This window comes from Mucilaginibacter xinganensis, assembly GCF_002257585.1.
GTDB classification, from domain to species: domain Bacteria; phylum Bacteroidota; class Bacteroidia; order Sphingobacteriales; family Sphingobacteriaceae; genus Mucilaginibacter; species Mucilaginibacter xinganensis.
This window is the reverse complement of record NZ_CP022743.1, coordinates 352,097-377,966: the sequence shown is the minus strand read 5'-3', so window position 1 is coordinate 377,966 and position 25,870 is coordinate 352,097. Positions and strand designations below refer to the sequence as shown.

The following is a 25,870-nucleotide window of genomic DNA, read 5'->3' as shown; positions in this document are numbered from 1 at the left end:
TATTTATAAGTCTATCTTGATATGTGAACCATTAAAACTGATATATCTGATGGTGTTACGCCCGAAATTCGTGAAGCCTGGCCTAAAGTACGTGGTTTTATCTTCATTAATTTTTCGCGTGCTTCTTTTGAAAGTGAAACAAGTGTTTGATAATTAAATTCGGGATTGATTTCTTTGTCCTCCATTTTTTTCATCTTGTCAACTATTTCCAATTCCTTCTCAAAATAACTCTCATATTTAATTTTTATTTCAGCCTGCTCAATTGTTTCTTTATCATATTTATTCAGGAGGCCGTCTAAAGTTTCATCGGCTTTTCGCAAGTCGTTAAATCCAACCTGTGGGCGGCTCAGTAAATTAAATAATTTAGTATTCTGGTTTAGTGCGCTTGTGCCCAACTCATCCAGCAAATTATTTACCTCGCCCGGATTGATAGATTTTGTTCGGGTGTAAGCAACAATATCGTCCGAGTTTTTAACCTTGTTGTTTACTTTCTGCAGGCGCTCATCATTTACCAAACCGAGTTCATGTGCAATAGGGGTAAGCCTGATGTCGGCATTGTCCTGGCGAAGTAATAACCGGTGTTCAGCCCTGGAAGTAAACATCCGGTAAGGTTCTTCAGTGCCTTTGGTAACAAGATCATCAATCAAAACGCCAATATATGATTCTGATCTTTTCATGATCAGTTCATGTTTGTCGTTTATTTTTTGATGCGCGTTAATGCCGGCGATGAAACCCTGCGATGCCGCTTCTTCATACCCGGTTGTGCCATTAATCTGTCCTGCAAAATATAGGTTGCTGATCAATTTTGTTTCCAGGGTAAGCCCAAGCTGGGTAGGCGGGAAGTAGTCATATTCTATAGCATAACCCGGTCTGAACATTTTCGCTTTTTCAAATCCGGGGATCTGGATCAATGCCTTGTACTGAATATCTTCAGGCAACGAGGTTGAGAAACCGTTTACATAAATCTCTACAGTGTTCCATCCTTCCGGTTCAACAAATATTTGGTGGCGGTCGCGTTCGGCAAACCGGTTTATTTTATCTTCTATTGAAGGGCAATACCGTGGACCCAGTCCTTTGATCCGACCGGTAAACATGGGTGATTTTTCGAAACCTTCTTTCAGGGTTTCATGAACATTTTTATTGGTGTAAGTGATCCAGCAGCAGCGCTGTTCTGTCGCCATCTGCACGTCGGTAAATGAAAACCTGCCGCGCTCTTCGTCGCCCCATTGTTCTTCCATCAGGCTGTAATTTAAACTACGGCCGTCCACCCGGGGTGGGGTACCGGTCTTCATCCTGCCCGATTCAAAACCCAACTCTACCAATTGTTCTGTTAGTCCAGTCGCTGCTTTTTCTGCAGTTCGGCCGCCGCCAAATCGTTTCTCACCTATGTGGATCAAACCATTCAAAAAGGTACCGTTGGTTAATACAACTGCATCTGCTTCTATTTCTATACCAAGCGACGTTTTTACGCCTGCAATGGTGTTGTTTTTTACCAGTAAAGAGGTAACTGTATCCTGCCAGAAATCCACATTTGGAATTCGTTCCAGTGTTAAACGCCATTCTTCAGCAAAACGCATCCGGTCGCTTTGGGCTCTCGGGCTCCACATTGCAGGGCCTTTTGAGCGGTTAAGCATCCTGAATTGGATAGATGTTTTATCAGTAATTATCCCTGAGTAACCACCCATTGCATCTATCTCCCGTACTATTTGTCCTTTGGCTACACCACCCATAGCAGGGTTACAGCTCATCTGTGCTATTACTCCCATATTCATGGTGACTAACAAAACGGATGAACCGAGGTTGGCCGCTGCTGCCGCTGCTTCACAGCCTGCGTGCCCAGCACCAACTACTATTACATTATACTTTTTAAACATGATATTTTATGTTCCACGTGGAACTTTATCTTAATCTTATCCGGATGTTTCACGTGAAACATCCGGCACTATTGCTGAAATATTGTTTTATATACAGTACTTGCTTCTTTATCCGCGAACTTTATATTGTGCTTCTGGTTGTTTCGTTGTTAACCTTTACGCTATTTAAATTGTTCTTCCAGCTTCGGGTATTTAGTGTTTATATAATATAGTTCAATACAAAATTACTTCTTCCCGCCTGATGTTCCACGTGGAACATTGAATAATGATAATAAAGCTACAAATCCCCAAACGCCTTCCAATACAACAAAGGGATAAAAATGGATGAGGTAAGAAGAAAAGCAGCAGATGCCCGCGCCTATAAAATTTAATAGTCCATATACTTTGCTGTCAGCAGGTAGCTTTTTATATAAATTCAATAAAAAAGCTATCAACAGAATAATAACGCCGACAGAAGCCAGTATATCTGAGGTCTTCATATTAAGCTTCCTTTAACTCGGTTAATTCAATCCATCGCATACTTTTTTCATCCAGCTTATTGTTCAAAGCGGCTACCTGGTCAAGAATCTCGTTTAATTTAACGGGCGAGATACCAATTACATTAAGTTCGTTGTTTTTTTCTGCCAATTGTTTTTCAATAACAGCTATTTCCCCTTCAAGTGTGTCCAATTCCTTTTGCTCTTTAAAGCTTAACTTGTTCTTTTTTACTTCAACAGGCTTCGATGCTTCCACAGCAGGAGCTCGTTTGCTTTGTTGCTTAGCTTCTTCCAGTTCAACTCTGTAGGCGGAGTAGTTGCCGTTGTAAATTCTTACATCGCCGCCCGCTTCCATTATAAAAAGCTGATCGGTTAACTTATCCAGCAAATACCTGTCGTGCGATACCATCATCAATACGCCTGAATAGTTGGTTAAAAACTCTTCCAGCACATTTAGAGTATCAATATCAAGGTCGTTTGTTGGCTCATCCAGGATCAGGAAGTTTGGATTCTTCATCAGGATACTCATCAGTTGCAGGCGTTTCTTTTCGCCGCCGCTTAGTTTAGAGATAAACCCATATTGCTTGGCAGGAGGGAAGAGGAATAAAGTAAGTAACGCTGAGGCCGAAATTAGTTTACCATCAGCCATGGTGATAAATTCTGCCACATTCTTTACAATATCAATAACCCGCTCATCATCTTTAAATGTGATGCCCGCCTGGTGAAAGTAACCAATTACAGTAGTTTCCCCTTTATCTATCGTTCCTTTATCCGGCTGCAATGCGCCGGTTATTAAATTCAGCAGGGTTGATTTGCCACTACCGTTTTTGCCGGCTAGCCCAATCCTGTCGCCTTTTTTAAATACGTAGCTAAAGTCTTTGATAAAGGTTTGGTCCCTGAATGATTTATAAAGATGGTTCATCTCCATAATTTTATTTCCCTGCCGTGCTGTTTTAACACTCAGTTCAACCTTCTGCTTGGCGCCGCCGTTTTTGGTTTTTTCTTCCAGGTCATAAAAAGCATCTATGCGCGCCTTTGATTTGGTGCCCCGGGCCTGTGGCTGCCTGCGCATCCATTCCAACTCCTTACGCAATAAATTACTGTTTTTCTGAAACGATGCTTCATCGGCACTTTCGCGTTCCGCTTTCTTTTCAAGGTAATAGCCGTAGTTGCCTACGTATGGTATGATCTTACCTTTGTCTATCTCTAAAATCTCGTTACAAACGTTATCCAGGAAATACCTGTCGTGGGTAACCATCAAAATAGTTTTTGAACCATCGGTAAGCAGTTTCTCCAGCCACTCAATGGTATCAATATCTAGGTGGTTGGTTGGCTCGTCAAGGATATAAATATCCGGATCTTCAATCAAAAGCTTGGCAAGGGCCAAACGTTTCTTTTGCCCTCCGGAAAGCGTATTTATTTTTTGATTCAGGTGGTGGATGTCCAGGCGGCCCAAAATGGTTTTTATCTTATATTCATATTCCCAGGCATCAACATTGCTCATCTCCTCCATTACATTTTCAATGGCTTTGGCATTTTCAGGGTCGTTTTCCAGCAGTTCCTCGTACTTGCGGATCAGCTGTTGCTGGATATCGTCAGCATGGAAAATATAATCGCTTATGGTAACCGCCCCCTTAAAGCCCGGGTCCTGTTCCAGGTAGCCCATGTTTAAGTCGCGCATTTGTGCCACTTTACCTTCTGTAGGTTTTAGGCTTCCGGCCAGTAACTTCAGCAAGGTTGATTTGCCGGCTCCATTAATACCCACAAGCGCAACCCGGCGACCACGGTTAATGCCAATGGCTACGTTTCTGAAAAGCCAGTGGTCATGAAAAGAATGGCCGAGGTTTTCGGCAGAGATGTAATTGCTCACTATAGTTCTTTTATTTTATCAGAAGCATAAATAAATGTTCCTGCTTTGTTTTTTAATGATTGTTTGTACATGACAATTGCCACAGTTTTGGCCGCAATGCTCCTGTATTTTTTTAGGTTACCAATAAGGAACAGGTCTATCACCTTCATTATTGGTGTTAAAAACCGCTCTAATGGACGGTCCTCTGTTCTTTCACCGGTTAACATAGCTGGCCGGTAGATGTATAAACCCGGTAACCCGGTGTTTATTATATCCGCTTCTGTTTCCCCCTTTAACCGCATGTAAAAATTACCCGATTTAACCTCCGCACCCATAGCCGAAACCAGGTGATATTGCCCGATCCCGTTTGCCAATGCAATTTGTGCCAGCTGCAAAGGGTAATCATGATCAACCTTGCGGTAATCTGCCAGGTTAGGCGTTTTCTTTTTGGTTGAGCCCAGGCAGCAAAAAAAAGCCTCCCCGGTAATTTCTGCCTGATAATCACTTATCTTATCAAAATCAACAATAAGCTGTTTTAACTTACCATGTTTTAAAGGCAATTCACGCCTTACCAAAACCAAAACTTCATCGTAGCCCGGATTTGTCAATAAAATATGTAACAGCTCATTCCCAACTAATCCACTTGCACCTGCTATTATCGCTTTTTTAAGCATTTGGCTTCCAATTTTTTGCAAAAATACGAATAATAAAATAGCACACTATTTTCTGTGTTTAAACATGTAATATATAAAGGCGCTTTTTAGTACTACAAGCGCCATTTCTATTTTCCTATAGATTCAAAAACAAATACACTGCATATCTGTTATTGTAAAAGCTCAAATAGTAAACCGAAGCTCAATCCGTTGCCTGTTGCAGATATCTGCGCAATATTCCAGCCGGCCCCCGAATTACAACAAGGTAAATTTATTTGATGGATACAAAACAAATTTGTAACACCATTGCTTTATTATGAAAAAAATATAAATATCTATGGCAGAAGAAGTTATAATACCCGGCTGGAAAAAGTGGTTCGAAGACATTGGCGACCAGGTGGGGTTTTTCTTTAAATTTTTCAAAAACATTTTTGTAGGTGGTTTTGAATGGTCGGAGTTTGTGCGCCAATGCTATGAAATCGGCTACCGTTCCATGATGTTGGTTGGCATTACTTCGTTTATAATGGGGGTGGTGCTTATACTTCAACTGCGGCCAACATTAGTTGCGTTCGGTGCAGCCAGCATGTTGCCCAAAACACTGTCAGTTTCTTTTGTCAGGGAAATTGGCCCTGTTATTATCGCTATTATTTGTGCAGGCAAAATAGCGTCAAGCATCGGCGCCGAACTGGGTAGCATGAAGGTAACCGAGCAACTAGACGCAATGGAAGTGTCCGGGGCTAACCCAACCCAGTACCTTGTAGTTACCCGCATACTGGCAACCACTATAATGGTGCCTATCCTGTCAGTTATAGGAGATGCTATCGGTCTGTTCGGCGGCTTCCTGGCCCTCAACATTCGTGACAGTATCAGTTTCCAGCTGTATTTCACCAAAGTAATAGCTTCACTTGATTTTAGCGATTTTTTACCGGCATTTATCAAAACCATTTTCTTTGGCTTCGCCATCGGTTTTGTGGGCTGTTATAAAGGTTTTCACTCCAACAAAGGTACCGAAAGCGTAGGCATAGCAGCTAACTCGGCTGTGGTGACTGCCTCATTGTGGATCTTTGTTATTGATGCCATTGCGGTTCAAATTACCAGTTTATTGTTTTATAAGTAGGATGGCGATGGAAGCAGAAAAAACAAAAAAAGAACAGAAGCAGCCTTCAGAAAAAAAACAGGAAGTGGTGATTGCTATAAAAGGGCTTAAAAAGTCTTTTGGAGAAAAGCATGTGTTGAAGAATATAAACCTGGAGGTGCACCGTGGCGAAAACGTAGTGATCCTTGGTCGTTCAGGTACAGGGAAATCCGTAACTATTCAATGTATTGTAGGGATGTTGAAGCCCGATGGCGGTTCAGTAAAAGTATTTGGCGACGAGGTGGCTGATATGAGCGAAAAAGAGCTTAAGGCACTGCGGATAAAGATCGGTTTCCTGTTCCAGAGCGGCGCACTTTATGATTCAATGACCGTACGCGAGAACCTGGAGTTCCCGCTAACCCGGGTGTTAAAAATTAAGGACCGCGACGAAATTGACAGGCGCGTAGAAGAAGCGCTGGATAGCGTGGGCTTGCTGGAAGCTATTGATAAAATGCCTTCGGATCTTTCAGGCGGCATGCGTAAACGTGCAGGCCTTGCACGTACAATCATCGTGGAGCCCCAGATCATCCTTTACGATGAGCCAACAACCGGGCTTGACCCGATAACTTCGCGCGAGATCAGCGACCTGATCTTATCTATACAGAAGAAGCAAAAAACCTCATCAATCATCATTACCCATGATATGGAATGCGCACGTATCGCGTCCGACAGGGTTGTTATTATGGACGATGGCGAATATATAGCAGAAGGCACGTTTGACGAACTTCATAAATCAAAAGAAAAAATAGTGGGATCATACTTTAAAGACATATCATGAAAGCAACTTCATCACAGAAAATAAAAATTGGCGTTTTTACCTTTATCGGCATTGCGGTGTTAGTACTGGTTATATTTTTCATTGGCAATCAAAAAAACATGTTCAGCTCAACCTTCCGTATTCATGGAACATTTAAAAATGTGAACGGGCTGCAGGTGGGCAACAATGTTCGTTTTGCGGGTATAAATGTGGGCGTGGTTGAGGCCATAACCATAGTTACCGACAGCGCCGTACGCGTTGACCTTACTTTAAACAACGAGGTTAAAAAATTTATAAAAACCGACTCTAAATTAAGTATCGGCAGCGATGGCCTGATGGGCGACAAATTGGTAGTAATTGCACCGGGGGGTATCACGAGCACACAGTCCATACAGGATGGTGGGCAGCTGGCATCGGTGAATCCGTTTGATGTGGATAAGATGATAGGAAAGCTCACCAAAGTTGCAGATAATGCTGCATCGCTTACCGAAGGCTTATCGGCCATTGTAGCCAAGGTTAACAGTGGTAAGGGCAGCATTGGCAGGTTATTGAATAACGACAAGCTTTCGCGCGATTTGGAAGGAACCGTGCGCCAGGCAAAAACCACCATGCAAAATGTGCATAAAACCACCAGTACTTTAAATGAGGACCTTACAGCGGCTCAGCATAACTTTTTGTTGAAAGGGTTCTTTAAAAACAAAAAGAAAAAGGCACAGCAGGACTCTATTAAAAAAGCCCAGGCAGCACAGGATAAAAAGAATAATCAGTAAAAGCAGGTCATCTTATATGATAAACGGGCCGGCATCTGATGATAGGGTGCCGGCCCGTTTTGCGTTATAACAGGCGCGATAGCTTCAAGCATGGCTGGGACCTGAGCAAGCCTTACGCAGGCGTGAAACTTACGCTATGGCTTTAAAACGATTTTGCCAAACTGCGATGAATGCTCCATTTTTGATATAGCTTCAGCTGCATCAGCTAATGGAAAAACCGCATCAATAACTGGAACTATTTGATGTTCATTAACGAAAGCGACCATCGCTTTAAAATCATCGGGGCTGCCCATCATGGTGCCGATCACCTGCAATTGGCACCAAAAGATTTTTCGGCCATTTAAAGCCGGGATATTGCCCGCAGTTCCGCCAAAAATCACTATCCTGCCGCCGGGATTGCAAAGATCAGGCAATTTGGCGAAACCATCGCCAAGAGCACTGTCTATTATTACGTCAAACCCGCCGGCAAGGTGCAAGAGCTGTTCGGCCCAATCCTGCGATTTATAATTTACAGCGGCTGCCGCACCCAGCTTTTTGGCCCGCTCCATTTTTTCGCCCGAGCCGGTGGTTGCGAATACCTGGCAACCAGCCGCCAATGCAAATTGAAGGGCAAATAGCCCCGTACCACTGCCAACCCCTGTTATTAATACCTTGTCGCCTTTTTTTATTTTGCCTTTTGTAAATAATGCCCTAAAAACGGTTAACCCGGCCAGCGGAACGGCAGCGGCTTGTTCCCATGATAAATGCGCGGGCCTGGTATGAAGTTGCTGCACCTCCACTTTAACATATTCCGCAAAGGTACCATCAGCAGGCAAGCCTAATATTTTAAAATCGTCCGACTGGAAATTTTGATCATCGCCCCAGCCGGAACCTGGGTTAATGATCACTTCAGTACCTATTAAATGCCGGTCGGTGTCGCCGCCCACAGCCTCCACAATACCGGCACCGTCTGAACCTAATATAGTTGGGTATTTAATGCCGGCATATTTGCCAATGGTTATCCAGTAGTCGCGGCGGTTTAAGGCGGCTGCTTTTATTTTTACCAGGGCTTCCCCTGGCGCAAGGCCAGGGTTGTCAACCTCTTTTAAAACAAGCGGCTTATCTGCCGCTTCAAGAACTATCGCTTTCATGGTAATGACTGTTTATTTAATTAAGGTAAGATGAAAATCAGTGCTTCTCAACAACCAAGTACCAACGAAGGCAATGGCCTGTTAATCAGCTATAAGCGTAAAAAAAACGGCAGAAACCATCAGGTCCCTGCCGCTAAATTATTAATTTCGTGAGAGTTAGGGAACTATACCGCTCTTGCGTATAATTCAGCAACGTGGTTCCAATTGATCACGTTCCAGATAGCTGCCAAATAATCAGGGCGGCGATTTTGATATTTTAAATAATAAGCATGTTCCCAAACATCAATACCTAAAATAGGCGTGCCTTTTACTTCAGCAATATCCATTAAAGGGTTATCCTGGTTTGGTGTTGATGTAACGGCTAATTTTTTATCAGCGGTAACAATCAACCATGCCCAGCCAGAACCAAAACGGGTTGCACCGGCTTCCTGCACTTTTGTTTTGAAATCGGCAAATGAACCGAAAGTGCTGGTAATTGCTGCTGCTAAAGCTCCTGTTGGCTCACCGCCGCCGCTTGGCGAAAGCAATGTCCAGAACAAGCTGTGGTTATAGTGGCCACCGCCATTGTTGCGTACCGCAGGCGGGAACTTCGAAATGCTTTTAATAATATCATCAATGCTGCCATCGGCTTCAGGTTTGCCTTCCAACGCTTTGTTTAAGTTGGTAACATAAGCCTGGTGATGTTTCCCATGGTGAATTTCCATAGTTAATTTATCAATGTGCGGTTCAAGGGCATCGGTAGCGTAAGATAACGCCGGTAGTGTAAAAGCCATAATGATTAGTTTAATGTTTAATGATAGTATGTAACAAATATAAAGCGTTAATAGTGATAATTGTTCTTATAAATGTCATTTGTTTTATAGTCCATGGACCATGGTCCATAGTCCATAGTAGTAAAGTAGCGAATAAAGCCACCCCCAGATCACCATGGTCTATGGACCATAGACTATGGGCTTACTTCCCCCTCTTCGTCCTAAAAAAATCCTTCACCAGTTCAGCACACTCGTTTTCGCGAATACCGCCGGTGATGATAGTTTTTGGGTGTGTTACCTTTTGGTTTAAACGGCCAAAACCAAGTTTTACATCGTATGCACCAAATACTATCCGGCTAAGCTGAAACCAGTAGCAGGCTCCGGCGCACATTACACAGGGCTCCATGGTAACATACAGCGTACAGTCTCTTAAATATTTACCGCCCATGGAGTTGGCCGCTGCCGTAAGCGCCTGCATTTCAGCATGCGCCGATACATCGTTCAACCGTTCAGTAAGGTTATGCCCCCTGCCAATAATGCGCCCGTTCCAAACCACCACTGCACCAATAGGGATTTCGTCTTCAGCAAGTGCTTCTTTGGCTTCTTTCAGCGCCTCGTTCATAAAAAAATCGTCGGGCGATATGGTTGGCTCATCGCCAAAACTAATGTATCTCATTATATAAGTTTGCTGCCGTTGGGTACAGGTTTATCTACTGCTGCCAAAACAATGTCGCCATTTTCATCGGCAAAGCCGGTAACCAAAAACTCCGACATAAAATTTGCGATCTGTTTTTTAGGAAAGTTTATAACGCCAATAATTTGCCTTCCGGGCAATTCATCTTTGGTATAATGTTTTGTGATTTGTGCGCTCGACCATTTGATGCCATGCGGGCCAAAGTCGGCTTTTATTTTGTAAGCTGGTTTGCGGGCCTCCGGAAAATCAGCTACTTCCACAATCGTTCCGGCATGCAGTTCTACTTTTTCAAAATCTTGCCAGGTAATCGTTTCCATGCTACAAAGGTATAAACATGGCACAAATGCGCCATTCATACAGCAATTTTTATTTGTCTATCCGCTATATTTTGCACGGCAGTTTTGCGTTTTTAGACATCAAATCCTTTTTTTATATTCGGGGGTATAAATACCGGGTTGAATTAATGATATAAAATTGAGTCCTTTCCATTAAACAATGATAAAAAAATCAGCGCTTATTTTATTCCTTTGCCTGATTGTGGCAAGCAGCGTAGTTAAAGCAAAGGGCAGGCTTAACCCAATCAATAACGCCGCTCTGGTAAGGGCTACGGATACGGTTCCCAATGCCGACGTAATGGAGGTGGTTCGGCTAGCTATTTATGCAGCCAATGATTTCAACATCCAGGCAGTGGCAAATTTATATACCCCCAATGCGGTAGTAGCTGATGACGAGCCTCCGTATTCATGGAACGGGCCAACCGCCGGCATTCAGTGGATAAACGCGGTTGAAAAGGCTGTTAAAGATTATCACATCAGCAAATTCAAAGGAACGATCGAGTCGGTAAAAGTATATCAACAAACTTCAGAAAACGTATATGTGGTTGTGCCTGTAAATTATAGCGGTAACCTGCCAGACCACGCCCATTTTTCGGCACGCGGAGCATTTACGTTTGTGTTAAGGCAGATAAATGATAAATGGCTGATAAAAAGCCAGGTTTGGATGCCTGAAAAAGGGATAGAGTATTAAGAGTTGCCTGTAATTGAAGCGGCTTTGGCAGCAGAAAAACGGGCAACAAAAAAGGCGTATAAACAATGTTTATGCGCCTTTTCTATAGCTGGCATCCAAATGCCGTTGTATTAGTTTGAATCAGTTGAAGCTAAAAAACCAACAGCATGGTTGTGCGGGTTTCTGGTAGTGAAGGGAGATTTATCAGTAAAGATCCCCATCAGGAATAAAAGGCCACCTAATAACAATTCAGGCCAGAAAGCTTTTGACGAAAAGGTATATAACCATGGCGATACCATTAATACAAAGCCCATTAGCACATCAAGTACAAAATGGATGGTTAAAGGGAATTGCTTAATAAACCCAGTTTCGCTTCTGCTAAAAATAGCCATTATCAGCTGCAGCCATCCTATGTACATTGGTAAAAACAACGCGGCGCTCGAAATGTCAACCAGGTTAAATAGCCATGGAGCGGCAATAAGGGTAAGCGCAAGGATATAGTTTAAAACTCCGTATACTTTTGTTGAAATAAAGGGCTTCATATTTTTATATTAAACTTTTGTATGTTATTTACTAATAAATACCTGTGCTATGGTATTTGTTTTCAAAGGTATAAATTTTGAATTTATCTAAAACCTCTTTCTTTATAATTATTCAATCAGGGGGTGTTTTTTTACTTTAATTGCAGCGCGGTTAACCTTTTGAAACGATTTTTGAACCAACAAGCGCAAATATCCCCGCAATTATGGCCGACAAGATGCCAAGTGCCAAACCGGCCAGGGCCATTGCTATACGCGGATGGGTTGAAAAAGAGGCAGGCATATCATTCACCAGGGTATCCATTTGTGGATGGCCAGCTGTGTATTTTTGAAAAAACAGGAAATGCACCGCCGTAATCCATACGCAGTTTACAAGTCCGGTAACAAAGCCATGTAAAAAGTATTTATTTGGGCAGGCCCTTGCAATAACCCATGCGGAAAAAACAAATATCACCAGCCAAAATGCCGGTTCAACATTTTGCGGGATTAAGGACACGGTACCAAAGGCCATTATCAATCCAAAAATTGATAGTTGAAAGATGAGTTTCCAGTTCATGTGTGAAAGGATTTTTAGATAAATGTAAATATTAATCTAAATAAAACGCATAAAAAATGGCGAACACATCAACTGTGCCCGCCACCAGGGTTATAGTTGATTTACGTTAATGCTTTGCTTCAGGCTCTTTTTTAAGCGGAAGGCTGGGCTGCGGCTTTTTCATGGTCAGTAAAACAACACCGTTTTTGCCTCTACTCCCGTAGATGGATGTTGCGCTTACATCTTTAAACACAGCTATTGATTCTATAGCGTTTGGGTCGATAAGGGAAATATCCGAAGCTTCCTTCCCGTCAATTAAATACAAAGGCCTGCCGGCTGCACTTACATTAAATTTAAATGCTTTTTTGCCTGTATCCGTTTTTGATACGATCGAGGTTATTGATGAAAGCGGCACCTTTTGGTTCACGGCACCGTTAGCATCGGTAACAGTCAGTTCCTGGGTTGATTTTGGGCTGTCATCGTCAACTAAAGTAAATGAGATCGGTACCGAATAAGCCACCCTTACCGGTCGGCCATTTTGCACCCCGGGTGTCCATCTAGGCGAAGCGGCCATTACACGCAAAGCTTCTTTATCTAATTCGTCAGCAATGCCACGGGTAACATGGGCGTTGGAGATGGATCCGTCTCCTTCAACTATAAAGCTTATGATCACTCGCCCCTGTACGCCTTTTTCGCGCATATTTGCCGGATACTTTATGTTTTTAGCCAGGTATCGGCTAAAAGCCTCTACGCCGCCCGGAAATTGTGGTACCACTTCAACCGAAGTAAAAACCCTGTCCTCAACAACCGGCGGGTTGTCCTGTGCAGCAGCAGTATTGTTGGGTTCCGGCGCATTTAATTCAATGGTTTGTGGTGGATAAACTTCTGCCGGCTTTTTATTTTCAGCAATGCTGCTTCCCGGTTTCCCAGCGGTGTCGCCGGTTACCATTGTCGTACTGTCGAGTATAATAGATGGCTGCATAGCTGTTGCGGGGGTTAGTAATACCTGCTCTACCTTTTTATTTACAAAGCCAACCGTTTTGCTGTTATTTACCGTCGCCGACGAAAGTACCAGCATCAAAATAAACAACGGTGCCGATAACCCATATTTAATAAGTGCAATCCGGTTGGATTTGCTCTTTTGCAGCATTATTATCCGCAGTTTTAACAGGCTGTGATTATAAAAAGGGTTTACCAGCTGGTGTGGCGTGTTAAATGTTTGGCTCAGCAGTAGTAATGCATAATCGCTTTTATTGGTACCTGCATTCAGGGCTTGCCTGTCGGCTATATATTCATGAATGTGTTTTATAGAGAACCTGTAAAGATAAACCACCGGGTTAAACCAGTTAATAATCATCACGGCTTCAATAAGTAACACATCTGCCGAGTGCCATTGCCGGGCGTGTACACGTTCATGCGCCGCTATTATTCTATTGTCTGCCTGGTGGTCAGCAAGTTTAATTTTATTGAAAAAAGAATAAGCGACGGCAGAGTTCGGCTGGTTAATTAGTTTTTTAAGCACTATCATTTGCCAGATAAAACGGACAACTAAAAAAGAGATCCCGGCAATATAAATGGCCGCCAACACCTGTCCCATCGTTATCTCACTATGCTGGATAGGCTTAAACCGGTACACAATTAGCGGGCTGTTATAAATAGTCAGCTGTACTTCTTTTGTAATAAAGAGATTCTGGACCCAGTTAGACTGGATCATGGGGATAATGAATGACAATAAGGATGATGCTACCAGGTAAACCCGGTTAAGCTGGAAAAAGGTTTCTTTGCGCAGCAGCAAAGCATAGAAACCATAAAACAGCAGCAGGTAAATATTTACCAGCAATAAATAATGCCACCCGGTCATAATTATTTCTCTTTAAGTTTTTCAATCAGTTTCATTATCTCATCGGCTTCTTTAAGGTCGATCTTCTCTTTTTTTACAAAGTATGAGAACATGCGCTTTACCGAATTATCGAAATATCCGTTCATTAATTTGTCGGTAGCAAAATTCTGATATTGTTCTTTGCTTATTACCGGGTGGTATTCGTGGCTTTTGCCAAACGCCGTATGCCCAACAAAACCCTTTGCTTCCAGTATCCTGATTATGGTTGACACCGTGTTATACGCCGGTTTTGGTTCCGGAAGCACATCAATCACATCTTTAACAAATCCTTTTTTTAACTGCCACAGCACCTGCATAATCTGCTCCTCGGCACGTGTTAATTCTTTAATTTCCATACACTAATAACAATGTTTAATACTTAAAATAGGTAGCCTGTATAGGGCTGCCCGGGTTTCAGCAATTATTTTTAATTAATTTAGGTCGTGAGTTTAATGTGGCTTTACTGTGCTTTTTCAGCATTCAGCAGCGCAGGCTGAAAACAATAATGCTGTTAATAATATTACCTTCATAATTTAATGATTATTAAAGTTATAACTAAAATAATAGTTTTGCAATTTTTTTATTTTTTATTTTCAAATCAACAAAAACATACAACCATATAAATGAATATAACTTTTCATGGTGCCGCACGTAATGTAACAGGCAGCAAACATTTGATCCGGTTAAACAGCGGAACAGCAATTTTATTGGATTGTGGCATGTTCCAGGGAATGGGGGAGCAGACCGAAGACCTAAACGAGCATTTTGGCTTTAATCCGAAGGGGGTTGATTACCTCATATTATCGCATGCGCATATTGATCATTGCGGCTTAATCCCCCGGCTGGTTGCTGAAGGCTTTAACGGGCCTGTCTTTTGTACAGCAGCAACCATGGACCTGGCGAAAATCCTGTTGATGGATTCGGCAAAAATACAGGAACAGGATACCGAGTACAGTAATAAGCACCGCAAAAGAAACGGGCTGCCGCTGCTGCAGCCACTTTACAGCGAAGAACAGGCGATGGAATCATTGCGGTTGTTTAAAATTGTTGATTACAATGAAACGTATGAAATAACGCCGCAGGTTAAACTTAAATTTACGGATGCCGGCCACCTGATAGGCAGCGCGGCAGTAAATCTGTCCATTTTGGAGGAAGGTAAACTTACACAGCTAACGTTTAGCGGCGACGTGGGGCGGTATGGTGATATGCTGTTAAAAACGCCGCAACCTTTTCCGCAAGCCGACTATATTATCCTGGAATCAACCTATGGCGACTCATTACATAAAGATGTTGGAGCTATTGAAGACGCGCTGCTTGAAGTGGTTAAGCAAACCTGCCTTATTAAGAAAGGTAAGTTGATTATCCCTGCATTTAGCGTGGGGCGTACGCAGGAGTTGTTATATGCTTTAAATGCACTTGAGCTTAAGGGAATATTACCCGATCTGCGTTATTATGTTGACAGCCCGCTTTCGGAAAAGGCCACCCGTGTTTTAATGGATCATCCGGAGGTTTACAATAAAGAGGTTACCGCTGTTTTGAAAATTGACCCTAACCCTTTTGGATTTAAAGGGCTTCGCTTTATCCAGTCAACCGAAGAATCAAAGGCATTGAACGATGACCCCACACCATGCGTAATAATTTCATCATCTGGCATGGCTGAAGCCGGCCGGGTAAAACATCATATTAAAAACAATATTAACGGGCCCGAAAACACCATTTTAATGGTGGGATATTGTGAGCCTAACTCGCTCGGTGGCCACCTTTTGCGCGGCGATAGCGAAGTGTTTATTTTTGGTGAAAAATACCAGGTAAGGGCCGAAGTACAGGCCATTAAATCAATGAGCGCACATGGCGATTATGAAGACCTGCTGCATTTCATCAGTTGCCAGGACCCCAAAATAGTAAAGAAAATATTCCTGGTACACGGAGAATATGATGTACAGCAGCATTTCAGGCAACGGATTTTAGATAAAGGGTTTGGAGACGTAGAGATTCCATACCAGCATCAAAAAATAGAGATTTAAAACAAACCCTCGGAAAAAATAACGAATGATGAAGTAACAGCTCCTTTATCATTCGTTATTGTACTTTAATTAGTTTCTTGTGGGCTGAGGTTTTGGCAGCTCTTTGCGCGGAATCATATCATCTCGCTGCGAGGTGTTGTAAACAAATGAGGCAACAATTGTGGCCGCCTGTTTTAAATCGTCCTCGCTCAGCTTGTCATAGGTATCCTGGTTGCTGTGGTGTGTACGCGAACCATAGTCAAGCGGATCCTGGATAAACTGGAAGCCGGGTACTCCTACCGCATCAAATGATACATGATCAGTACTGCCTGTATTACTGATGGTAACAGTGGCCGCACCCAGGTCTTTGAATGGCTGCAGCCAGGCTTTAAATATCGGGCCGGCCAAAGAATCGCCCTGCAAATAAATGCCGCGCAATTTACCGCTGCCGTTGTCAAGGTTATAGTAAGCAGAAACTTTGGATTGTTCCGGTTTCAGCTCCATTGTTTTTGGGTCGCCAAAATGATTAAATACATAACCGCGCGAACCAAATAACCCCTGCTCTTCCGAACTCCACAAAGCTATTCTGATGGTACGGCGCGGGTGAAAGTTAACCGCTTTTAAAATGCGCATTACTTCAAGCATTACCGCACTGCCGGCGGCATTATCGGTAGCGCCGGTAGCTGCATGCCACGAATCAAGGTGTCCCCCTATCATTACCACCTGTTCTTTCAGCTTTTTATCAGTCCCTGTAATTTCACCCACCACGTTATACCCCTGCAGGTCATCAGTAAAGAACTGGGTTTTTATATCGGCTTCAATACTTACTTTTTCACCCGCTTTCACCAGGCGCAAAATGCGCTGGAAGTCTTCCCCGCTGGTTTCCAGCTCAGGCGAAACGGCTTTAGCGGTATCTGCATAGGATGCACCGTTAGTTGTGAATACCGTTCCGTCGCTGCCGCGCGCCTGGGTTAAAACAAGGCCAACACTTTCTCCCTGTAAAAATGTATTGATTGCAGCACGCAAGGCACGCGCTTTTTGCATGGCTGTAAATTGCGGTGAGTTAGGGCCACCCCTGCGCTGTGCGCCCGGCGCCTGCGGCTTTGCTTTGGCCATTTCATCCAGTTGCTCATCAGTATAACGGATGCCATCAGCCTTAAATGTTCTTTCAACACCGGGCTTGGTGTCAAATATTATTACTTTCCCTTTTAGCGTGCCTTTATATTTATCAAGATCAGTAAGCGTATCCGCTTTAACCAAAATCACATCGCCTTTTATTGGTCCGTTAGTGCCAGGGGTCCACGCTTTAGGGATGGCAATAAGCGCATGGTAATAAGGCGCGGTCATAGCCACATAGTTTTTCTGAACTTCCCAGCCTTTGCCGAATTTACCCCAGGCCTCGCGTTTGGCGTTAACCATGCCCCAGGTTTTAAGCTCATTTACCGCCCAGTCCTGTGCGCGTTTTAAACCCGGAGAACCAGATAATCGCGGACCTGAAGCATCTGTTAAATGATAGGCAATATCCATCACTTTTGAATGGTTAAGGCCCTCTTCGCGAATTTTTTGAACCATCGCCGGATCCGGCGTGTCCTGGGCAAATGCAGAGCCCGCTGCTGCCAAAAGCAGGCAGGAGTAAAGTAATTTTATTTTCATTCGATCAGTTTTTTGAAGTATTACAGTTTGGGGGCTGGCTGTAATAATTTCACAGTTAATAATGTTGTCAGTTGCTAACAAACTTATTTATTAAAAACTGCAAAACTTAAAAAGGGCTTTAACAAAGTTGTTACAAGGGGTAATTAATTTGGAGTATATTTGGGTTATGAGCGAGTATCGTTTAGACAGGACCGCGTTTAAAGCACAAACCGCAGAAGAAGCCGTTAGGAGACAGGCTGAATATTACCGGTCGTTAACATGGCAGGAAAGATTACGTATAGCTAATTATTTGAACAGTGTAGCCTACAATTATCCGGAAAATAACCCTCCCAGGCTTGACCGGACTGTTTTTAGGGCAAGGGGACGGGATTGATATGGGGAATATTTTTAACGACGATTTTAGAGACTTTATCCGCTCACTAAATAAATGTGAGGTAAAATATATTCTCGTCGGCGGTTATTCAGTTATTCTACACGGATATACAAGAACGACTGGTGATATGGATATCTGGGTGGAACGAACCGTCGAAAACTATGAAAAGTTAAAAGCGGCATTTTATGATTTTGGTATGCCAATGTTTGATATGACAGAAGATTCCTTTTTGAATCACCCGATATGGGATGTTTTCACATTTGGAAATCCTCCATCCTCTATTGATATCATGGTACGCGTAAAGGGTATGGCATTTGAAGCGTGTTATTCAAAGGCTATTTATTTCGAAGAAGACAGTCTGCCAATAAAAACAATTTTTTTACAGGATCTGATAAATGCAAAAAGGGCATCGGGCCGAGCTAAAGATATAAACGATCTTGAAAATTTAGGCGGGGCATAACATGTTCAAACCATCTCTACTGGTCATGACTTTGTTCAACACGGAGAAATTTCACAAGAGCATTGATATGACTTTCAACGATCTTAAAAGCAAAGATCCCTATTACGACCCTGCATTTCCGAAAAACCGGGCTAAGCCGGAAAAGACCAATTAGATGATATTATTTTAAATTATCATTGCAAATGTCCACCATCTTTCATAGATTTTCAGCTAATCAGGTGTCACGATACAGCAATGCTCGATTCTGCTTTTTGACGGCTTTGGCTGGGGAAATGATGAGGTTCGATAAAGCAATTAGCGGTGTCTGCATTAATTAATGAGCAGCTTATACCCACGCCCGTGCACGTTGATGATCTCTACAGAGGGGTCGTCACGCAGGTATTTTCTTATTTTGCTTAAAAAAACGTCCATACTACGGCCATTAAAGTAATTATCATCATGCCAAATGTTAAGCAATGCTTCTTCACGGGTAAGGACCTCGTTTTTGCGGATACAGAGCAAGCGCAGCAATTCAGCTTCTTTGGTAGATAGTTTTTGTTGGGTATCACCAATGGTAACCAGTTGTGCCGTGTAATCAAAGGTGTAGCGGCCCAGCTTAAAGGTGGTTTGCTTTTCCTCCTCGTGCTTTTCCGAATTGCTGGTGCGTTTTAGCAGGGCGTTTATGCGGAGCAGTAACTCCTCGATACGGAAGGGCTTGGTAATGTAGTCATCACCGCCAAGGTTAAAGGCCTGGGTCTTATCCTCTATCATACCTTTTGCTGTGGCAAAAATTATAGGTACATGGGCGTTGATCTTCCTGATGTCCTTTCCCAGGGTAAATCCATCTTTTTTGGGCATCATCACATCAAGGATCAGCAGATCAAAGGTGTGTTTGGTAAATGTCCGTAAACCTTCTTCTCCATCCTTACATAAAACAACATCAAACTTTCCCTTCAGCTGCAGGTAATCCTGTAACAGTAAGCCTAAATTCGGATCATCCTCAACCAATAGTATTTTTTTCATGATGCTTTTCTGGTTCGGAAGGCCGGAAGACCCGAAATTCCGAATGCGTGTATTTTAAGGTTATCAGTAGTATTTTATAAGTATTAGTGTATTCTATTTGAGCTTTTCTGATGCTGAAGTCTAAATTCCGGTTCATGGATCATGTTACGCCAGGTGAAATTTCAGTTCGAACTCCGATCCTTTTTCTTTTTCAGAGCGTACGCTTATTATCCCGTTAAGGCGTTTCACAACCGTATTTACATAGCTTAAGCCCAGCCCGAAGCCCTTAACATCGTGCAGGTTGCCGGTAGGAATCCGGTAAAACTGTTCAAATATTTTTGTTTGCTGATCGCGGCTCATCCCAACGCCTTTATCTGCCACCTTAATAATTACCTGCCCGTTTTTGTTTAAGGTAGTTATAGTTATATCAGGCTTTTCAACGCTGTATTTAATGGCGTTATCAATAAGGTTATAAATAACGTTCGAAAAATGTAGCTCATCAGCGCTGATTATCGCATTTTCGGCATCCAGCTGCATCGCGATAACAGCGTTGTTTTTTTGGAGTTTAAGCGCCATGCTATCAACAACTACAGCTATCATTTCGTTTACATCAATAGGCTTTTTATCCAGCTTAAAGTCGTTTTTTTCAATTCGTGCGATATTTAGTACCCGTTCAATATGACTGCCCAGGCGCTCGTTCTCCTCGTAAATAATATTTGCAAGCCGGGCAACCCGACTTCTATCCTGCGCAATTTCATTGTCTTTCAGTGCTTCGCTGGCAATCATTATGGTTGATACCGGTGTTTTAAACTCATGGGTCATGTTGTTAATGAAATCGGTTTTCATTTCGGCCACCTTTTTTTGTTTAAGGATGGAGAATATGGTGTATCCGAAACAAAATATCAGCACCAGCAGCAACCCGCCTGTAGTAGCTAATGAAGCCATCATCTTGTTTAATAGCAACATACTTCTTTGCGGGAAAGCAAGCCTGATAATACCAGGATCGTTGATCACGTCCTTACTGAATATGGGCGTCTGATAAATGTTCATACCCGTAAATTCAGGTTTAGCGCCGGAAACATCATTGGCTTTTGAAAAAATTACCGAGTCCTTATTTGCCAGGGAAACCTCATAGCTGATTGGTAAATTAATTCCTTTATTTCTTAATTCAAACCTAAGCAGGGTATCAATCCAATATGGGTCAAGGCGTAGTTTTAAAGGTTCGCCATATTTTCCATATTCTTCTGCCAGGTTAGCAATTACTGCTGTTTTGCCATTGCTCTGGGGAGTGTTTTGCAAAGAATCATTTTCAAGTAGTTTTCTTACTTCGTTCAGTTGTCTTTCTTTAAACTTCCTGTCCTGCACCCGGGCCCATTCGGCATTAATATGTGGCACCGAAATTACCTGCTTACCAAACTGGGGGTCGCTGTATAAATATTTTACCGTATCATATTTATGCAGCTTTCGTTTTAATGACGTGTGCGGAATCTTTACCAACTCCGGGGTAATTCGCTGATGAGTGATACCAAGTTCATCAGTAAATTCTTCGAAACGGAATTGCAAATCAAATTTGCCACCCTGTGTTAGCCGGTCAAATTCATCATCCATTTTTTTATTAAGGATAAGCCTGCGCAGGCTGTCGCGCAATATGGCCAGCTTTTTTTGACGGTATGAAAGCTTCTTTTTTGAAAGACTTTTTGTTATGTTATTATCAAGATTGCCGTTATTATCAAGGGTGTTGCTTTTCCATACAGTATTTACTTTATTCCGCATCCGGGTCTTTGCGTTTAAAAAGTTTAAGGCATCGTGCCGAGTTACTTTGGCTACAACATTGTTAAGTGCCTCATTAACAGAACGGTCAAAAAGTTCGCTCTGTAATTGGTACGACTGGCTCAAAAAGTACAATTGCATAGTTATTACGCCCAAAAGCGCAAACCCCATTAACCCGATAATAAGTGCAATACTTCTTTTTCTCATCGTAAAAAACAAAAATATTTTAAATAAGGGCAGCTATTTTGTTTTTAACAATATTTAACAATTTATAACCTGTGTTTAACAACTTGAAATATAGTTGTTTGTTAAATTTGATGGGTAAAATTAGCCAGCCCAAGGTAACTTTTATGTGCGCAAACAATAACAAAAACCCCATTAAAGTTACTTAACTTTAAACAAACATACCCCATTATGAAAAAGCATTTAGTTAAACCCGGATTTGAATTTATTTTTTCGTTTGCACTGGTCATGATACTGGGCGTACCGCCGGTATTACTTGCGCAAATTAAAATAAAAAAGGATATCGACATCAGGATCCAAAATGGAGATACTACGGTGAACGGTAAAAACATTAAGGAGCTTTCAGCCGAAGAAAAGCAGGATGCCTTAGCCGATATTAATAACCTGCGCAGCGGTAAAGCAGGCAGCGCAGATTTGAGGCGGGTTGAGATAGTAAAAAGGAAAAGGGCCGGAAACGGAAATGAAGACCAGGTGATAACTGAAAAATTTATTGTTAACGATAGCGTGGGAAACGTTATGAATACCCGCCCCGGTAAAATGAAACGGATGAACCGTGAAATGACGTTTAATTATCATGGTAATGATGGTGAAGGCGACAGGATGGAAATGAGGGAGAGAAGATTTAACGGGCCAATGGCACCGCGCTTCAACCGCAAAAACAGCCAGAGCTTTGAATATGTAAATATTGATAACGATGGCGTTAGCACTCGTGTTAGTTTTCATGTTTCTGAAGCATCAGACGATGACCTGAAAAGAATGCCCTATGTAGAAGGGCCGAAATTTGAAATTAAGGATCTTAACCTGGTTCCTCAATTTACGAGTGGAAAAGTTTTGCTAATGTTCAGCCTGTTGTCAAAAGCCCCGGCAGAAGTTAAATTGAGTGACAGTGAAGGTAAGTTCCTGTGGAGCGAAAAGGCAGTTAATGGCACATTCAGTAAAAGCTTTGCCTTGGGGCTTAACGGGATTTACTACCTGCAGATCAAGCAGGGTAAAAGCATCTCTTTAAAAAGAATAATGAAAGAGGAATAGTTGAGCGTTGATAAGAATAGTTTGCGGCGAAGGATTTATTTAGAAAGAGCCATTTCGATAAGGGGATGGCTCTTTCTAAATATACGCCGATAGGGTTTTTATAAAAAGCAATTAAACTTTTGCGTAACCTAAATATCTATGTTTTCAAAACGACGGTAAATTGTTTTACTGTTTTGCCTATTACCTAATGTGTTATTAAATGAAAAAACTAAGCCTTTTTATTTTAGGAATTTACCTGTCATTGTCAGCCTTGGGGCAGTCGGCCCGGGAGGTAAAGTTACCCAGGGTTGACCAAAGGGTAGAATTGTTGAGCATTGTATTCAGGTTAGCCGGAAACCCTGAGTATAATACAACAGACAACGTTAATTACGTAAAGCAGATCCATCAGCATTTTGATCAATTTACGGACCATCCGCTCATCAAATTCGCTAAATCATTACGGGATAGCAGCGGGATAGGTTACGACGCTGTGATGAGTATGGCCGTTCATCTTAAACAGCCACCTTCGCTGGATGCAATAGGAGCCTTTTCCGTCGGATTACCGGATAAGCGATGGAATGTTGCTACATCCGAAAAGTTTGTTTCCCTTTTAAAACAGTTTTATAAAGATGCCGGGTGTAAAGCTTTTTTCAAGGCACAAGCCTCAGCGTATGCCACCGCCGAAGATCGGTTCCTGGAGCTGTTTAAAAATTTGGACGTGAACTGGTATTACAAATTTTTCGGGAAATCGCCTGATGAATCTTTCAACATAATCATTGGGCTTGGGAACGGCGGAAGCAATTACGGACCACATTTGAATTTACCCGGACAACAAAAAAAGGTTTACGCTATCATCGGTTCAGGCACATTTGACAGCACTGGGGCACCAGTTTATGGGATTGCATCGTATCTGCCGACGCTTATCCACGAGTTCAACCACTCGTTTATTAACTACCTGGGCGATGATTATGAGCAGCAACTGCGCGGGCCCGGTGAAATTATTTATAAAAAAGAGGCAGCTAAAATGGGGCGGCAGGCTTATGGCGAATGGAAAACCATGATGAACGAAGCATTGGTAAGGGCTGCTGTGATCAGGTACCTTTATGCCCATGAAACCGATACATTGATAGCTGACAAGGAGTTAAAGCAGCAGTTGGCCAGGGGGTTTGTTTGGATGCGGCCATTAGTAAACTTATTGGGGCAATATGAAAAGCAAAGAGCCTCCTACCCAAGCCTTGAAAGTTTTATGCCTCAAATAGTTAAATTTTATGCGGGGGTAGCACAAAATATAAATACTTATGACGACGATTACCTGCGGCATTGTGCACAGCTGCTATCGGTTGAGCCATTTAAAAAAGGAGATTCCTCTGTAAACGCAGGGATTACCGAAATAACCTTCAATTTTGATAAAAGACTGGATGGCGTGCGATATTTTTTTGGCCCGGGTAAAAAGGGGGCGGGGCATTACCCCAAGCCTTTAGGGTTCCGCTTTGCTAATGATAACAAAAGCATAGTTATGAAAGTGGCGCTACAACCCAATACTGAATACCAGGTGAGCATTGCCGGGAGTATGATGCGTACAGACGATGGCTATGCAGTTCAAAATACTATGGTGGAGTTTAAAACAGGCGAGGCTCATTAACCTAAAAAGAGAAAGCCATTTGCTACATGTGCAAATGGCTTTCTCTTTAATTCGTTTTACTGACGTTTTTCTTAAAAAGGAAGGTCATCCTCATCAGGAGTTGAGCTGATGTCGGCCGGTGGCGCGTATTCTGGTGTTGATGCAGCACCTGCTCCGGCTAAAAGATTTATTTTCCAAAGCTGCATCGAGTTGAAATAGCTTTTTTTACCTGTTTTATCTGTCCACGGGCGACCTTTTAAATTGAAGAATACTTCAACATCATCACCCGCCTTAACATTATCCAATAAATTGCAGCGATCCTGTATCGCTTCAAACTTTAAATATTCCGGATACTGAGGATTCTCAATATATTCAAGTATCAATTCTCTCTTTTTAAGCGAATCAGTAACCTGTACGGTTGGAGCAACTTCGTGCACTTTACCCTTAATTTCCATAGTTTCAAAAATTAAAAATGTAAAGTTAATAGATAAGAAGTAAAATCGGGCGTATTTAATTCATAAATTCGCAAAATATCATGCAAGTTTTCCACACTGAAAATAAAATAATAATAACCTGTAATAAAAGGCTCTCCGCTTACCTGCAGCAGGAGGTTGAGGACCTGGGGTTTAAACCAACGCGCGTTTTTCAAACCGGCGTTGAGCTTTTGGGTACCGTTACCGACTGTATTGCGCTTAATTTAAATTTGCGTTGTGCCAGCCAGGTGCTCTATTTAATTAAGAGCTTTAATGCCGAAGACCCCAAACAGCTTTATGATGAGCTGGTACAAATTGAATGGGAAAAACTAATAGATTTTTCAGGCTACTTTTCAGTAACCTCCAACGTAAATAACGAGCACATACTTACCCCGCTTTTTGCTAACGTAAAGGTTAAGGATGCCATTGCCGACCGGATAAAATCAATAAAAGGCTTAAGGCCAAACTCGGGTGCCGAGTCGAATAAAACAGTGGTGCACCTGTACTGGCAGGATAATGAGGCTGACATATTTTTAGATACTTCCGGCGAAACGCTGGCCAAACATAGCTACCGCAAAATTCCCGGAAAAGCGCCTATGCTGGAAGCCCTGGCTACCTCAACTATTATGGCGACGCATTGGGACAGGAAAAGTACATTTATTAACCCCATGTGCGGATCAGGAACACTTGCCATTGAGGCCGCACTGCTGGCCACTGATAAATGCCCCGGCCTGTTCCGCATGAACTATGGCTTTATGCACATAATGGGTTACGACGAAACGGTGTTTTTTACCGAGCGCAGGAAACTGAAGGATAAAGCAAAAAAGGAAACCGGCTTCAGGATCATCGCTACTGACATCTCTGAAGATGCGGTTGACATCGCACAAAAAAATGCAAAAACAGCAGGGGTAGATCATTTAATTGATTTTAGTGTTTGTGACTTTGCGGATACGCCTATCCCGGAAGATCCGGGCATTATAATGTTTAACCCTGAATATGGAGAACGCCTTGGTGTGCATACCAAGCTGGAGGCTACCTATAAGCGCATGGGTGATTTTATGAAAAAGGACTGCCTTGGTTACCGCGGGTACGTTTTTACCGGTAACCCTGATTTGGCTAAGGTTATCGGCCTGCGGGCATCGCGCAAAATTGAGTTTTATAATGGTAAGCTTGACTGCCGCCTACTAGAGTATGAGCTTTATACCGGCAGCAAAAGAGAACCCAAGGAAGTATAATT

General features: G+C 42.5%; 27 protein-coding genes. 11 read left to right on the top strand and 16 right to left on the bottom strand.

All coding sequences use genetic code 11. The annotated features are described in order from the left end of the window. Nucleotides 1-11 precede the first annotated feature (11 nt). The 4 genes from mnmG to MuYL_RS01750 all read right to left on the bottom strand — a co-directional run bounded on the left by mnmG (nucleotide 12) and on the right by MuYL_RS01750 (nucleotide 4,873). Nucleotides 12-1,874: a tRNA uridine-5-carboxymethylaminomethyl(34) synthesis enzyme MnmG gene (gene mnmG / locus MuYL_RS01765; protein WP_094568891.1), complete on the bottom strand. Its 1,863-nt coding sequence runs from the start codon at nucleotides 1,872-1,874 to the stop codon at nucleotides 12-14. Between the two features lie 224 nt (nucleotides 1,875-2,098). Beyond that, nucleotides 2,099-2,353, bottom strand: coding sequence for a CBU_0592 family membrane protein (locus MuYL_RS01760; RefSeq protein ID WP_211710223.1), 255 nt, complete (start codon nucleotides 2,351-2,353; stop codon nucleotides 2,099-2,101). Nucleotide 2,354: 1 nt separating this feature from the next. Continuing rightward, nucleotides 2,355-4,220, bottom strand: coding sequence for an ABC-F family ATP-binding cassette domain-containing protein (locus tag MuYL_RS01755; RefSeq protein WP_094568890.1), 1,866 nt, complete (start codon nucleotides 4,218-4,220; stop codon nucleotides 2,355-2,357). Then, a complete protein-coding gene (locus MuYL_RS01750) occupies nucleotides 4,220-4,873 on the bottom strand; it encodes a Rossmann-fold NAD(P)-binding domain-containing protein (RefSeq protein ID WP_094568889.1) in 654 nt (217 codons plus the stop codon). Before MuYL_RS01750 ends, MuYL_RS01755 begins: the two co-directional genes overlap by 1 nt. A gap of 316 nt (nucleotides 4,874-5,189) precedes the next feature. Here MuYL_RS01750 and MuYL_RS01745 point away from each other — a divergent pair, with 316 nt between their 5' ends. From MuYL_RS01745 to MuYL_RS01735, 3 genes are read left to right on the top strand one after another with little or no spacing between them, the layout of a single operon-like run. Then, nucleotides 5,190-5,969: an MlaE family ABC transporter permease gene (locus MuYL_RS01745; protein ID WP_094568888.1), complete on the top strand. Its 780-nt coding sequence runs from the start codon at nucleotides 5,190-5,192 to the stop codon at nucleotides 5,967-5,969. 7 nt (nucleotides 5,970-5,976) lie between these two features. Continuing rightward, the gene (locus MuYL_RS01740; RefSeq protein ID WP_211710222.1) at nucleotides 5,977-6,765 is read left to right on the top strand and encodes an ABC transporter ATP-binding protein; all 789 of its coding nucleotides are present in this window, start codon (nucleotides 5,977-5,979) and stop codon (nucleotides 6,763-6,765) included. Further along, nucleotides 6,762-7,514 (top strand): MlaD family protein, encoded by a 753-nt coding sequence (locus MuYL_RS01735; protein WP_094568886.1) that lies wholly within the window; start codon nucleotides 6,762-6,764, stop codon nucleotides 7,512-7,514. The genes MuYL_RS01740 and MuYL_RS01735 overlap by 4 nt, the downstream gene beginning before the upstream one ends. 134 nt (nucleotides 7,515-7,648) lie before the next feature. On the opposite strand, the gene MuYL_RS01730 is transcribed toward MuYL_RS01735, so the two are convergent. The 4 genes from MuYL_RS01730 to MuYL_RS01715 all read right to left on the bottom strand — a co-directional run bounded on the left by MuYL_RS01730 (nucleotide 7,649) and on the right by MuYL_RS01715 (nucleotide 10,407). After that, nucleotides 7,649-8,644, bottom strand: coding sequence for a zinc-binding dehydrogenase (locus MuYL_RS01730; protein WP_094568885.1), 996 nt, complete (start codon nucleotides 8,642-8,644; stop codon nucleotides 7,649-7,651). A 164-nt stretch (nucleotides 8,645-8,808) separates the two neighbouring features. Further along, complete coding sequence (locus MuYL_RS01725; protein WP_094568884.1) at nucleotides 8,809-9,417, bottom strand: superoxide dismutase; 609 nt, start codon at nucleotides 9,415-9,417, stop codon at nucleotides 8,809-8,811. Nucleotides 9,418-9,598: 181 nt separating this feature from the next. Next, entirely contained in the window at nucleotides 9,599-10,072 is a 474-nt protein-coding gene (locus MuYL_RS01720; protein ID WP_094568883.1) for a nucleoside deaminase, read from the bottom strand. Then, complete coding sequence (locus tag MuYL_RS01715; protein ID WP_094568882.1) at nucleotides 10,072-10,407, bottom strand: tRNA-binding protein; 336 nt, start codon at nucleotides 10,405-10,407, stop codon at nucleotides 10,072-10,074. The genes MuYL_RS01720 and MuYL_RS01715 overlap by 1 nt, the downstream gene beginning before the upstream one ends. Before the next feature lie 178 nt (nucleotides 10,408-10,585). On the opposite strand from MuYL_RS01715, the gene MuYL_RS01710 reads away from it, so the two are divergent. Next, the gene (locus MuYL_RS01710) at nucleotides 10,586-11,116 is read left to right on the top strand and encodes a DUF4440 domain-containing protein (RefSeq protein WP_094568881.1); all 531 of its coding nucleotides are present in this window, start codon (nucleotides 10,586-10,588) and stop codon (nucleotides 11,114-11,116) included. A gap of 110 nt (nucleotides 11,117-11,226) precedes the next feature. On the opposite strand, the gene MuYL_RS01705 is transcribed toward MuYL_RS01710, so the two are convergent. From MuYL_RS01705 to MuYL_RS01690, 4 genes are all read right to left on the bottom strand, one after another. Next, nucleotides 11,227-11,637, bottom strand: a complete 411-nt coding sequence (locus MuYL_RS01705; protein WP_094568880.1) for an SPW repeat domain-containing protein — start codon at nucleotides 11,635-11,637, stop codon at nucleotides 11,227-11,229. A gap of 151 nt (nucleotides 11,638-11,788) precedes the next feature. Further along, nucleotides 11,789-12,190, bottom strand: a complete 402-nt coding sequence (locus tag MuYL_RS01700; RefSeq protein ID WP_094568879.1) for a hypothetical protein — start codon at nucleotides 12,188-12,190, stop codon at nucleotides 11,789-11,791. Between the two features lie 106 nt (nucleotides 12,191-12,296). Beyond that, nucleotides 12,297-14,030 (bottom strand): TonB family protein, encoded by a 1,734-nt coding sequence (locus MuYL_RS01695; protein ID WP_094568878.1) that lies wholly within the window; start codon nucleotides 14,028-14,030, stop codon nucleotides 12,297-12,299. 2 nt (nucleotides 14,031-14,032) lie between these two features. After that, complete coding sequence (locus tag MuYL_RS01690) at nucleotides 14,033-14,404, bottom strand: BlaI/MecI/CopY family transcriptional regulator (RefSeq protein ID WP_094568877.1); 372 nt, start codon at nucleotides 14,402-14,404, stop codon at nucleotides 14,033-14,035. A gap of 267 nt (nucleotides 14,405-14,671) precedes the next feature. Between MuYL_RS01690 and MuYL_RS01685 the strand changes: the two genes are divergently transcribed. Then, nucleotides 14,672-16,072: an MBL fold metallo-hydrolase RNA specificity domain-containing protein gene (locus MuYL_RS01685; RefSeq protein ID WP_094568876.1), complete on the top strand. Its 1,401-nt coding sequence runs from the start codon at nucleotides 14,672-14,674 to the stop codon at nucleotides 16,070-16,072. A gap of 69 nt (nucleotides 16,073-16,141) precedes the next feature. Here the strand turns inward: MuYL_RS01685 and MuYL_RS01680 are convergent, their stop codons facing one another. Next, the gene (locus MuYL_RS01680) at nucleotides 16,142-17,704 is read right to left on the bottom strand and encodes a M28 family metallopeptidase (protein ID WP_094572816.1); all 1,563 of its coding nucleotides are present in this window, start codon (nucleotides 17,702-17,704) and stop codon (nucleotides 16,142-16,144) included. Nucleotides 17,705-17,870: 166 nt separating this feature from the next. Here MuYL_RS01680 and MuYL_RS01675 point away from each other — a divergent pair, with 166 nt between their 5' ends. The 3 genes from MuYL_RS01675 to MuYL_RS23680 are packed head-to-tail and all read left to right on the top strand — an operon-like array spanning nucleotide 17,871 to nucleotide 18,691. Then, nucleotides 17,871-18,077, top strand: a complete 207-nt coding sequence (locus tag MuYL_RS01675; RefSeq protein WP_094568875.1) for a hypothetical protein — start codon at nucleotides 17,871-17,873, stop codon at nucleotides 18,075-18,077. A gap of 1 nt (nucleotide 18,078) precedes the next feature. Further along, on the top strand, nucleotides 18,079-18,537 hold the full coding sequence (locus MuYL_RS01670; RefSeq protein WP_094568874.1) for a DUF6036 family nucleotidyltransferase: 459 nt from the start codon (nucleotides 18,079-18,081) through the stop codon (nucleotides 18,535-18,537). Between the two features lie 25 nt (nucleotides 18,538-18,562). Further along, the gene (locus tag MuYL_RS23680; protein ID WP_262493653.1) at nucleotides 18,563-18,691 is read left to right on the top strand and encodes a hypothetical protein; all 129 of its coding nucleotides are present in this window, start codon (nucleotides 18,563-18,565) and stop codon (nucleotides 18,689-18,691) included. Nucleotides 18,692-18,846: 155 nt separating this feature from the next. Here the strand turns inward: MuYL_RS23680 and MuYL_RS01665 are convergent, their stop codons facing one another. Together MuYL_RS01665 and MuYL_RS01660 are read right to left on the bottom strand one after the other, a co-directional pair. Beyond that, a complete protein-coding gene (locus MuYL_RS01665) occupies nucleotides 18,847-19,539 on the bottom strand; it encodes a response regulator transcription factor (RefSeq protein WP_094568873.1) in 693 nt (230 codons plus the stop codon). Between the two features lie 144 nt (nucleotides 19,540-19,683). Next, nucleotides 19,684-21,495 carry a sensor histidine kinase gene (locus tag MuYL_RS01660; RefSeq protein WP_094568872.1) on the bottom strand — a complete coding sequence of 604 codons (1,812 nt, stop codon included), beginning with the start codon at nucleotides 21,493-21,495 and terminating at the stop codon, nucleotides 19,684-19,686. 207 nt (nucleotides 21,496-21,702) lie between these two features. Between MuYL_RS01660 and MuYL_RS01655 the strand changes: the two genes are divergently transcribed. Then, complete coding sequence (locus MuYL_RS01655) at nucleotides 21,703-22,560, top strand: T9SS type A sorting domain-containing protein (protein ID WP_094568871.1); 858 nt, start codon at nucleotides 21,703-21,705, stop codon at nucleotides 22,558-22,560. A 199-nt stretch (nucleotides 22,561-22,759) separates the two neighbouring features. Next, complete coding sequence (locus tag MuYL_RS01650) at nucleotides 22,760-24,181, top strand: DUF4932 domain-containing protein (protein ID WP_094568870.1); 1,422 nt, start codon at nucleotides 22,760-22,762, stop codon at nucleotides 24,179-24,181. Nucleotides 24,182-24,252: 71 nt separating this feature from the next. Here the strand turns inward: MuYL_RS01650 and MuYL_RS01645 are convergent, their stop codons facing one another. Further along, nucleotides 24,253-24,615, bottom strand: coding sequence for a DUF3127 domain-containing protein (locus tag MuYL_RS01645; RefSeq protein ID WP_094568869.1), 363 nt, complete (start codon nucleotides 24,613-24,615; stop codon nucleotides 24,253-24,255). A gap of 80 nt (nucleotides 24,616-24,695) precedes the next feature. Between MuYL_RS01645 and MuYL_RS01640 the strand changes: the two genes are divergently transcribed. After that, nucleotides 24,696-25,868, top strand: a complete 1,173-nt coding sequence (locus MuYL_RS01640) for a THUMP domain-containing class I SAM-dependent RNA methyltransferase (RefSeq protein ID WP_094568868.1) — start codon at nucleotides 24,696-24,698, stop codon at nucleotides 25,866-25,868. The last annotated feature ends 2 nt before the right edge of the window (nucleotides 25,869-25,870 follow it).

Bases quoted from the DNA above. Each gene is read 5' to 3' on its own strand.
- mnmG (WP_094568891.1), bottom strand. From the start codon at position 1,874: ATGTTTAAAAAGTATAATGTAATAGTAGTTGGTGCTGGGCACGCAGGC.
- MuYL_RS01760 (WP_211710223.1), bottom strand. From the start codon at position 2,353: ATGAAGACCTCAGATATACTGGCTTCTGTCGGCGTTATTATTCTGTTG.
- MuYL_RS01750 (WP_094568889.1), bottom strand. From the start codon at position 4,873: ATGCTTAAAAAAGCGATAATAGCAGGTGCAAGTGGATTAGTTGGGAAT.
- MuYL_RS01745 (WP_094568888.1), top strand. From the start codon at position 5,190: ATGGCAGAAGAAGTTATAATACCCGGCTGGAAAAAGTGGTTCGAAGAC.
- MuYL_RS01740 (WP_211710222.1), top strand. From the start codon at position 5,977: ATGGAAGCAGAAAAAACAAAAAAAGAACAGAAGCAGCCTTCAGAAAAA.
- MuYL_RS01735 (WP_094568886.1), top strand. From the start codon at position 6,762: ATGAAAGCAACTTCATCACAGAAAATAAAAATTGGCGTTTTTACCTTT.
- MuYL_RS01730 (WP_094568885.1), bottom strand. From the start codon at position 8,644: ATGAAAGCGATAGTTCTTGAAGCGGCAGATAAGCCGCTTGTTTTAAAA.
- MuYL_RS01725 (WP_094568884.1), bottom strand. From the start codon at position 9,417: ATGGCTTTTACACTACCGGCGTTATCTTACGCTACCGATGCCCTTGAA.
- MuYL_RS01720 (WP_094568883.1), bottom strand. From the start codon at position 10,072: ATGAGATACATTAGTTTTGGCGATGAGCCAACCATATCGCCCGACGAT.
- MuYL_RS01715 (WP_094568882.1), bottom strand. From the start codon at position 10,407: ATGGAAACGATTACCTGGCAAGATTTTGAAAAAGTAGAACTGCATGCC.
- MuYL_RS01710 (WP_094568881.1), top strand. From the start codon at position 10,586: ATGATAAAAAAATCAGCGCTTATTTTATTCCTTTGCCTGATTGTGGCA.
- MuYL_RS01705 (WP_094568880.1), bottom strand. From the start codon at position 11,637: ATGAAGCCCTTTATTTCAACAAAAGTATACGGAGTTTTAAACTATATC.
- MuYL_RS01700 (WP_094568879.1), bottom strand. From the start codon at position 12,190: ATGAACTGGAAACTCATCTTTCAACTATCAATTTTTGGATTGATAATG.
- MuYL_RS01695 (WP_094568878.1), bottom strand. From the start codon at position 14,030: ATGACCGGGTGGCATTATTTATTGCTGGTAAATATTTACCTGCTGCTG.
- MuYL_RS01690 (WP_094568877.1), bottom strand. From the start codon at position 14,404: ATGGAAATTAAAGAATTAACACGTGCCGAGGAGCAGATTATGCAGGTG.
- MuYL_RS01685 (WP_094568876.1), top strand. From the start codon at position 14,672: ATGAATATAACTTTTCATGGTGCCGCACGTAATGTAACAGGCAGCAAA.
- MuYL_RS01680 (WP_094572816.1), bottom strand. From the start codon at position 17,704: ATGAAAATAAAATTACTTTACTCCTGCCTGCTTTTGGCAGCAGCGGGC.
- MuYL_RS01675 (WP_094568875.1), top strand. From the start codon at position 17,871: ATGAGCGAGTATCGTTTAGACAGGACCGCGTTTAAAGCACAAACCGCA.
- MuYL_RS01670 (WP_094568874.1), top strand. From the start codon at position 18,079: ATGGGGAATATTTTTAACGACGATTTTAGAGACTTTATCCGCTCACTA.
- MuYL_RS23680 (WP_262493653.1), top strand. From the start codon at position 18,563: ATGACTTTGTTCAACACGGAGAAATTTCACAAGAGCATTGATATGACT.
- MuYL_RS01665 (WP_094568873.1), bottom strand. From the start codon at position 19,539: ATGAAAAAAATACTATTGGTTGAGGATGATCCGAATTTAGGCTTACTG.
- MuYL_RS01660 (WP_094568872.1), bottom strand. From the start codon at position 21,495: ATGAGAAAAAGAAGTATTGCACTTATTATCGGGTTAATGGGGTTTGCG.
- MuYL_RS01655 (WP_094568871.1), top strand. From the start codon at position 21,703: ATGAAAAAGCATTTAGTTAAACCCGGATTTGAATTTATTTTTTCGTTT.
- MuYL_RS01650 (WP_094568870.1), top strand. From the start codon at position 22,760: ATGAAAAAACTAAGCCTTTTTATTTTAGGAATTTACCTGTCATTGTCA.
- MuYL_RS01645 (WP_094568869.1), bottom strand. From the start codon at position 24,615: ATGGAAATTAAGGGTAAAGTGCACGAAGTTGCTCCAACCGTACAGGTT.
- MuYL_RS01640 (WP_094568868.1), top strand. From the start codon at position 24,696: ATGCAAGTTTTCCACACTGAAAATAAAATAATAATAACCTGTAATAAA.